At 62.8% G+C, this 8863-nt stretch carries 5 protein-coding genes; 4 read left to right on the top strand and 1 reads right to left on the bottom strand.

Annotated features, from left to right (window positions below):
- The 3 genes from QNJ43_RS12195 to QNJ43_RS12185 all read left to right on the top strand — a co-directional run.
- Positions 1–275, top strand: a 275-nt coding sequence (locus tag QNJ43_RS12195; protein WP_300470331.1) for a hypothetical protein, incomplete at its 5' end; no start/stop codon positions are given.
- Between the two features lie 96 nt (positions 276–371).
- Complete coding sequence (locus QNJ43_RS12190) at positions 372–1907, top strand: putative Ig domain-containing protein (protein WP_300470362.1); 1536 nt, start codon at positions 372–374, stop codon at positions 1905–1907.
- Between the two features lie 12 nt (positions 1908–1919).
- A complete protein-coding gene (locus QNJ43_RS12185) occupies positions 1920–3014 on the top strand; it encodes an autotransporter outer membrane beta-barrel domain-containing protein (protein ID WP_300470329.1) in 1095 nt (364 codons plus the stop codon).
- Between the two features lie 53 nt (positions 3015–3067).
- Here the strand turns inward: QNJ43_RS12185 and QNJ43_RS12180 are convergent, their stop codons facing one another.
- Complete coding sequence (locus QNJ43_RS12180; RefSeq protein WP_300470360.1) at positions 3068–3625, bottom strand: peroxidase-related enzyme; 558 nt, start codon at positions 3623–3625, stop codon at positions 3068–3070.
- A 326-nt stretch (positions 3626–3951) separates the two neighbouring features.
- Between QNJ43_RS12180 and QNJ43_RS12175 the strand changes: the two genes are divergently transcribed.
- Positions 3952–8790 (top strand): NAD-glutamate dehydrogenase, encoded by a 4839-nt coding sequence (locus QNJ43_RS12175; RefSeq protein WP_300470327.1) that lies wholly within the window; start codon positions 3952–3954, stop codon positions 8788–8790.
- Positions 8791–8863 lie beyond the last annotated feature (73 nt).

Here is an 8863-nt window from a genome sequence, read left to right as displayed (position 1 = left end):
TTCTGGCAGTTCTACCGGCGGCGCCCGCATCCGCGGGCTTTAAAGGAATAACGACCGCTGCCGAGACTGCGGAAGTCGGCGTCTCGACCTCCTATTCAGCGACCTATTCGGACTACAACAGCTCTGCTTCTTATACCCTAGAAACGTCAGGATTGGACGGCCTCACCGTCACGTTCAGCGACTGTACTCTAAGCATCTCCGGAACACCGACCACAGAGGGCTCCAGTTTTGACAACGCTGTCGCGCTCGTCTATTATAATGATGATGGAGATTAATGCGACGTCGCCATCGGTTACACTATCAAAGCCGCCGTTTCGATCTCCACGACGTCTCTCGCCGATGCCACGATGGGCGAAAGCTAAAGCACGACGATCGCAGCTAGTGATAGCGACAGCTACTATAACTTCTCCCTTTACTCAGGCACCTTGCCCGATGGGATTGAGCTTGCCAGTGACGGCACACTTTCCGGCACCGCGACGGAGATCGGGGATTTCACTTTCACCGTAGAAGTGACAGACGGGCTCGGCGACACAGCTACCGAGAAATTGACGCTTACGGTCAACTACGCAACCATCACGGTTTCAACCTCCAGCCTCGGGTCGTTCACGGCTGGCACCGAGGTCACGAGTTCCACCTTAACCGCCAGCGGCGGCGACGAAGATGACGGCTACACTTTCTCCATCCTGACCGGCTCCCTGCCAACCGGTCTGGAGATGGCCGACGATGGCACCATCACCGGCACCTCGACCGAAGTGGGCAGTTCCGTTATCGGGCTAGTAGCGGAAGATTCGCTGGGATACAGCGGTATCTTGATCACCACCATTACGGTTGCATCCGCAGACGTTACGGTGAGCGCATCCGATCTGGACGACGGCACAGCCGGTGACAGTGTCTCTGCAACCTTCTCCGCATCGGGTGGATATGATGACGGTGGGTACACCTACACTGTCTCTTCCAGCACAGTTCCCACGGGCCTGACCTTCAGCACCACCGGAACCCTGTCCGGTACGCTCGAAGAGGTCGGAACCTTCTCCTTCATCGTCACCGTGGAAGATGACTACGGCTCCACAGGGTCCGAGTCCTTTGAGGTGACCGTTTCCTCCGCCACCCTCACCATCTCCGACACCGCGCTTGCTAGTGCAACAGCCGGGTCCACCTATTCCACGACCCTGAGTGCGACAGGAGGATCGGACACCTATACCTATGCGCTTGCCACCGGCAGTGAACTGCCGGCCGGACTTGAGCTTGCGAGTGGCGTCATCTCCGGCACGCCGACCGCAGTCGGCTGCTATTCCTTCACCATCAACGTCACCGACAGCTACGGCTCCACCGGCGTCTCAACGCTCTACCTCGAAGTTCAGGAGGCAACGCTCACCGTCTCGGCAACGCTCGGCACGGCGACGGCAAATACCGCCTATTCGGCAAGCTTCTCCACGACCGGCGGATCGGGCACCTATACCTACAGCCTCGACAGCGGCACCATGCCGACCGGCCTGACCCTGTCCAACGACGGCAAGCTGACCGGTACGCCGACCCATGTGGGCACCTCGACCTTCACCGTCGCGGTGGAAGACAGCAACAACTCCACCGCCTCGGCCGAGTTTGCCCTCACCGTCGTGTCCGCCGACCTCACGATCTCGCCGTCGTCCCTGCCCACGGCCACACTCAACTCCGCCTACAGCGTCACCTTCGTGGCGACCGGCGGCAACGGAGACTATGACTACAAGCTGGGCGGTGCGGATCTGCCTGACGGCCTCTCCTTCTCCGGCACGACGCTGTCCGGCACGCCCACGACCGCCGGCTCCACCGAACTGACCATGACCGTCACCGATACCAACGGCTCCCATGCCAGCATCTCGCTGACGCTGGTCGTCTCTGCCCTGCCGGATCCGACCGAGGATGCCTAAGTCACCGGCCTGGTGACGGCACAGGCCACGACGGTGCGCAGATTTGCGACCCAGCAGATGTCGAACATCAACAGCCATCTGCGTTCTCTCCACCACGGCGGACCGCTCAAGAGCCACTTCGGCGCGAGCATCTCCCAGACGAACGATACGCTCGAGACCGCCTCCGACCACCCCCCCGGCGAAACGGATGCCCCCGGCATGGGCGGCTTTGTCGCCACCCACGGCGAAGCGGCCTCCGCCCCCTCCTTCACCAATGAGTTCGGCCAGTTCAGCCACGGCCGCGTGGCGCTGTGGAGCGGCGGGTCGATCGACATAGGAACCAGCGAGCTGTCCGGCGGCGACGACGAGATGGACCACGTCTCGCTGGCCCAGTCCGCGGACATTGACTACCGCCTCACCAAGAACCTCGTTGCGGGCTTTGCGGTCGGCGTCAACCGGACCCATACCGACGTCTCCGACAACGGCACCAAGGTCGACGGTTCTGGAGCCAGCCTCTCCGGCTATGCAAGTTGCCAGGCACTGTCCGACTTCTATCTCGATGCGATCGCGGGCTTCGGCGGGATCTCGCTCGACAACACCCGCTATGTGACCTCGACCGGGGACTATGACTACGGCACGCGCGCCGGCTGTCAGACGTTTGCGTCATTGCAGGCCACGTATGAAAAGGACCTACACGGTGTGACCGTTGCTCCCTATCTCAAGGCGCAGGCCTCCCGCAGTTGGCTCGACAGCTATTCGGAAACCGGCGGTGGATCCTACAACCTCAAATACGGCGATGAAACGGTGGATTCCCTCACGGGCTCTATCGGCGTCCGGGTGGAGACGGCGTTCGCCACCGCCCAGGGCACCATCAAGCTTTATGTGAGCTTCGAATACAGCCACGAGTTCGCCGATGCCAGCGACTTAGCCCTGTCCTATCTCTCCACCTCGACCATCTACAGCCTGACGACCGATGAGGATGCCAAGGATACCGGCACGGTTGAGTTCGGAGCGCAGCTCATGACAATCGACCAGGTCACCCGCCTATCGCTCGAATATGGCATGACGTTCGATCAGGACGGCATCAGCAACCAGCCCATCCGCTTACGCCTTAGCCACGACTTCTGAGGCCGAGCGCCCGCGGCGGGGGAGAGGCATCAGTCCCCTCCTCCCGAGGCTCCTCACTGGGCCATGGCGTGATACTCGTCGTTCGGACGCATATCGGTGGCGACCGCCACGCGGTTCGACATGTTGAAGAAGCCCGTCACGGTCGCGATGTCCCAGATGTCGCGATCGGAAAATCCCGCTTCGCGCTGGCGCTGGCGATCACCTTCGAGAATCTCGTGCGGGTGCTTGGTCAGCTTGACGGCGAAATCGAGCATGACGCGCTGGCGCTCGCTCAGATCCGCGACCCGGTAATTCATCACCATCAGTTCGCCGAGCTTCGGGTCGCAGGAATAATCCCTGACCGTCGCGCCGTGCGCGGTCAGGCAATAGAAGCACCGGTTCACGGATGAGACCGCAACCGCGATCATCTCGCGTTCCAGCTTGGAAAGCCCCGACGCCCCCAGCATCAGATCGTTGTACATGTCGGTGAAGGCCCTGAGCTTCACGTCGTCGAAGGCATAGGATTTCAGGACGTTGGGCACCAACCCCAGCTTCTCCTCGCACTTGTCGAAATAACGCGCCGTATCCGCACTCACCGGCTCGGAGTCGAGATCGAACGTAGTCACGCGCATATCGTGCTTGTCATTCATATCGGTCGCCATGGACGGTCCTCCCCCTTGTCGCCGCGCATGTCGCGTTTGCCCAGTACGGCCCAGCTTCTCCGTATTCCTCCGTCTTGCGCCGCACGGCGAGCATGCCGAAAGAACGACCTTACGGCAATCGTGCGGAGAGTGAGACGTGGCGGGCACGGTTACGTTGAGTGATTTTTTTACAATTCAGCGGCTTAGCATACGCCACCGGGTTGACCCGGCTTTCGCAAGGAGCACATGCTTGCGCACCCGTGCCGCTCACAAGGCCGACGGAATCGGGGCCGTCGGCTGCCAGGAAGGGAATTGCAATGACGGATCCTAAGGAAACGCGCAAAAGCCAGCTTCTCGAAGAGATGCGTCAGGAGCTTTCCCCAGGCACGGACGGGCAGACCCTCACCCGATATGCCACGGCGCTCTTTGCCCACGCGGCGGCGGAAGACATTGTCGCCTATTCGTCCGGTGAGCTGGCCGCCTTCGCCCGCGCCTCTTGGGCGGCCTTCGCCACCCGGCCCCCGCCAACCCCGCATATCAAGGTCTTCAACCCGGATTTCGAAACCTCAGCCACCCGCCATCACCACGTCACGGTGATCGAGGTCATCAACGACAACATGCCCTTCTTGGTCGACTCAATCATGAGCGAGGTCCAGGACAGCGGGTTCGACGTCCACCTGATGGTCCACCCGATCGACACGGCGGTGCGCGACGAGACGGGCGCCCTGCTCCCGGACGCAAAGGACGGCGACGGCGCCACCAAGGAAAGCATCGTCCATATCCACGTCTCGCGGATCGCCTCCGCGGATGTGCAAGAGGATTTGACCAAGCGCCTCGGCGAAGTCGCGGCAGATGTGCGGCTCGCCGTGCAGGACTGGAAGCCGATGCGCGACCGTCTGGCGCAAGCCGTGGACGGCTACCGCAAAAGCCCGCCGCCGAGCGTCCCGCAGGAGGATCTGGCGGAGGCGATCGAGTTTCTCGACTGGCTGAGCGACGACAATTTCACCTTCCTCGGCATGCGCGTCTATCGCTTCGAGGGCGGGGAAGAGACCGGTGAACTGGAGCACGAGAGCGGCACGGGGCTCGGCGTTCTCACTGATCCCAGCGTCTACATCCTGCGCCGCGGGCGCGAATTCGTGGTGATGACGCCAGAAATCCGGCAATTCCTGCTGAGGCCGCAGCCGCTGATCATTTCCAAGGCCAACGTCAAGAGCAAGGTCCATCGCCGCGCGCACATGGACTATATCGGCGTGAAGCTGTTCGAGGCCGACGGCTCGCTTGCCGGAGAACTGCGCATCGTGGGGTTGTTCGCCTCAACCATCTATACGAAGTCCGTGCGCACGGTCCCCTATCTCAGGCACAAGGTGGAGCGCTGTCTGGCGACGGCCGGGTACGATCCGCACAGCCATTCCGGCCGGGCGCTGGCCAACATTCTGGAAGCCTATCCGCGCGACGAGCTTTTTCAAGTCGACGACAAGACGCTCTACCAAAACGCGGAAGCCATTCTCCAGCTTCTCGAACGTCCGCGCATCCGCATCCTGCCGCGCCGCGACGAGTTCGACCGCTTCGTCTCCATTCTCGCCTTCCTACCGCGCGATCGCTACAACACCGACGTGCGCATTCGCGTCGGCGACTATTTCGCCCGCGTCTACGAGGGCCGCGTCTCCACCTGGTACGTGACCTATCCGGAAGGCCCGCTGGTTCGCGTTCACTTCATCATCGGCCATTATGATGGAACCACCCCCGATCCCGACCGAGAGGAACTGGAAGGCGTGGTCGCCGATATCGTGCGCACCTGGGCGGACGATCTGCAGGCCGCCCTTGAAGCACGTTACGATCCGGAAGAGGCCCGCATTGTCGCCAGCCGCTACGCCGATGCCTTCCAGGCCGGCTACAAGGAGGCGTTCGACGCCGAGACCGCGCTGGCCGATATCGCGATCATCGAGGGGCTCAACCCGGTCGACCATACCGCGATCGACTTCTATCGCAGAACCAGCGACGGCGATCACCGGGTCTCGCTCAAGGTCTACCACCACGAAACTCCGATCCCGCTGTCGGCGCGCGTGCCGATGCTGGAGAACATGGGCTTTCGCGTCATCAACGAGCGGACCTACCGGATCACGCCCGCCGACGGACCGATGTCCTACCTGCACGACCTGACGCTAGATTCCCATTTCGAGGCGCCGCTCAACCTGCATGACCACTTGATGCAGCGGCTGGAGGCTCTGTTCCGCGCGGTGTGCAGCGGGGCGGCGGAAAGCGACGGCTACAACGCCCTTGTCCTCTCTGCCGATCTCGGCTGGCGCGATATCGCCATGCTGCGCGCGCTGTCGCGCTACCTGCGCCAGATCCGCGTGCGCTACTCCGAAGACTACATGTGGGGCACGCTCGGGCGCTATCCGGCGACCGCCGCCAAGCTGGTGGAGTTGTTTCATATCCGCTTCGATCCGGAGCATTCCGGCGAGGATACCTCGCTGGCGGCGGCGCGCGTCGAACACGAGATCCTGGCTTCACTAGACGATGTCTCCAGCCTCGATGACGACCGCATCCTGCGCCATTTCCTGGCGGTCATCTCCGCCATGCTGCGCACCAATTTCCACCAGCCCGCGGCCCAACGCGAACCGGAGGGCGACGACGTCCCGATCTTCGCCTTCAAGGTCGATCCGCACCGCATCGAGGGCATGCCGGAGCCGCGACCTTTCCGCGAGATCTTCGTCTACAGCCCGCGCGTGGAAGGCCTGCACCTGCGCTTCGGCAAGGTGGCGCGCGGCGGGCTTCGCTGGTCCGACCGGCCGCAGGATTTCCGCACCGAGGTGCTGGGTCTCGTCAAGGCACAGCAGGTGAAGAACGCGGTCATCGTGCCGGTGGGCGCCAAGGGTAGCTTCGTGCCTAAATGGCTGCCCGCGGGCGGCACGCGCGAGGAAATCTTCGCGGAAGGCACCGCAGCCTACAAGATCTTCGTCTCCACGCTGCTCGACATCACCGACAATCTGGACGGTGACAAGGTCATTCCGCCCGCCAACGTCATCCGCCACGATTCCGAAGATCCATATCTGGTGGTGGCCGCCGACAAGGGCACCGCAACCTTCTCAGACACCGCCAATGCGATTTCGGAGGAGCACGGCTTCTGGCTGGGCGATGCCTTCGCCTCCGGCGGATCGGCGGGTTACGACCACAAGAAGATGGGCATCACCGCGCGCGGCGGCTGGGAGGCGGTCAAGCGCCACTTCCGCGAGATGGATATCGATATCCAGACCACACCGTTCACCGTTGTCGGCGTCGGCGACATGTCGGGCGACGTGTTCGGCAACGGCATGCTGCTGTCGAAGCAGATCCGGCTGATCGCCGCCTTCGACCATCGCGACATCTTCATCGATCCCAATCCGGACCCGGCCGTCACCTGGGAAGAGCGCAAGCGCCTGTTCGATATGGGCCGCTCCTCGTGGAAGGACTACGACACCTCCAAGATCTCCAAGGGCGGCGGCGTCTTCCCCCGGCAGGCGAAATCGATCGACCTGACGCCGGAGATCCAGGCCACCCTCAAGCTCAACAAGCAGCGCGCCGCGCCCTCGGAGGTGATGAGCGCCATCCTGCGCGCCAACGCCGATCTCCTGTGGTTCGGCGGCATCGGCACCTATGTGCGCGCCACCACGGAAACCGATGCGGATGCAGGCGACCGCGCCAATGACGCCATCCGCGTCACCGCGACCGAACTCAACTGCAAGGTCATCGGCGAAGGCGCCAATCTCGGCGTCACGCAGAAGGCGCGCATCGAGTTCGTGCGCAAGGGCGGGCGCTGCAACTCCGATGCGATCGACAATTCGGCGGGCGTCAACTCCTCCGACATGGAGGTCAACATCAAGATCACGCTGGGTGCTGCGGTGCGCTCCGGCCGGTTGACGACGGAAAGCCGCAACTCGCTGTTGGCGGCCATGACGGACGAGGTCGCAGCCCTCGTCCTGCGCAACAACTATCTCCAGACGCTCGCCATCTCGCTCGCGCAAAGGCGCGGGATGGAGGATTTCGGCTATCAGGCCCGCATGATACGCCAGCTTGAGGCGCGCAACCTGCTTGACCGGACGGTGGAAACGCTGCCCGACGACCTGACACTGGAAGACATGGCCAAGATCGGCACGGCCCTGACGCGGCCGGAAATCGGCGTGCTGCTCGCCTATGCCAAGCTCACGCTCTACGACGGCCTGCTCGCCTCCGGCGTGCCGGACGACGCCTATCTCGGCAAGGAACTGTTCCGCTATTTCCCGCGCGAGATGCAGGACGCCTATCACGACGAGATCGCCGGCCACCGGCTGCGCCGCGACATCATCTCCACGATGCTGGCCAACTCCATCATCAACCGCGGCGGACCGACCTTCCTCACCCGCATCTGCGATCAGACCGGGGCGGACGTGCCGCAAATCGCGCAAGCCTTTGCGGCGGTGCGCGGCGCCTACAGGCTGATCACGCTGAACGGCGAGATCGACGAGCTGGACAACAAGGTACCTGGGCGGGCGCAGCTCGAACTCTATTCCGCCGTGCAGGATCTGGTGCTCGACCAGACCGTTTGGTTCCTGCGAGAGGTCTCGTTTGCCGACGGCATCGAGAACGTGATCGCCCGCTTCCAGGAAGGCATCGGACGGCTTTCGCCGAAACTGCCAGATATCCTGCCCGACGCCTTACGCAAGCGCATCGCCAAGCAGGCGCGCGAATGGACGGATGCGGATGTCCCCGCCTCGCTCGCCAACCACATCGCGCGGCTCGGCGTTGACGTGATGATCCCGAACATCATCCTGATCGCCGAACACGCCGAACACACGCTGGAGGAGGTGGCGCCGGTGTTCTTCGACGTCTCCTCCACCTTCCGCATCGGTCGCATCGACGCGCTGGCGCAGGATCTGCGAATTTCCGACTATTACGACGGCCTGGCCCTCGACCGCGCCCGCTCCACGCTGGCCGTCGCCCATCGCCGGATCACGGCGGAAGTCCTGAAGTCGGCCGACGGCAAGATCGAAGGCGCAATGGACCACTGGGTCGCCTCCAGACGTGAAGACGTCAACCGCACCACCCGCGCGGTGACCGAAATCACCGAAACGGACACGCTGACGGTGTCGAAGTTTTCAGTGGCAGCCAGCTTGCTGGCGGATTTGGCGCGGGGGTGATGGGGAGGGGGCGGATATTTTCTTGGCGCCCACATCTCTTCTACTTGTCACATTCAAACAGATCACCTTTAAA

Origin of the sequence: Breoghania sp., assembly GCF_030066895.1 — a bacterium.
Taxonomy (GTDB): Bacteria; Pseudomonadota; Alphaproteobacteria; order Rhizobiales; family Stappiaceae; genus Breoghania.
Note: the sequence above shows the minus strand (reverse complement) of the source record. Positions and strands in the feature narration are given on the sequence as shown.

Coding starts and splice junctions, on each gene's coding strand:
- QNJ43_RS12175 (WP_300470327.1), top strand. CDS start 3,952: ATGACGGATCCTAAGGAAACGCGCAAAAGCCAGCTTCTCGAAGAGATG.
- QNJ43_RS12180 (WP_300470360.1), bottom strand. CDS start 3,625: ATGCGCGTGACTACGTTCGATCTCGACTCCGAGCCGGTGAGTGCGGAT.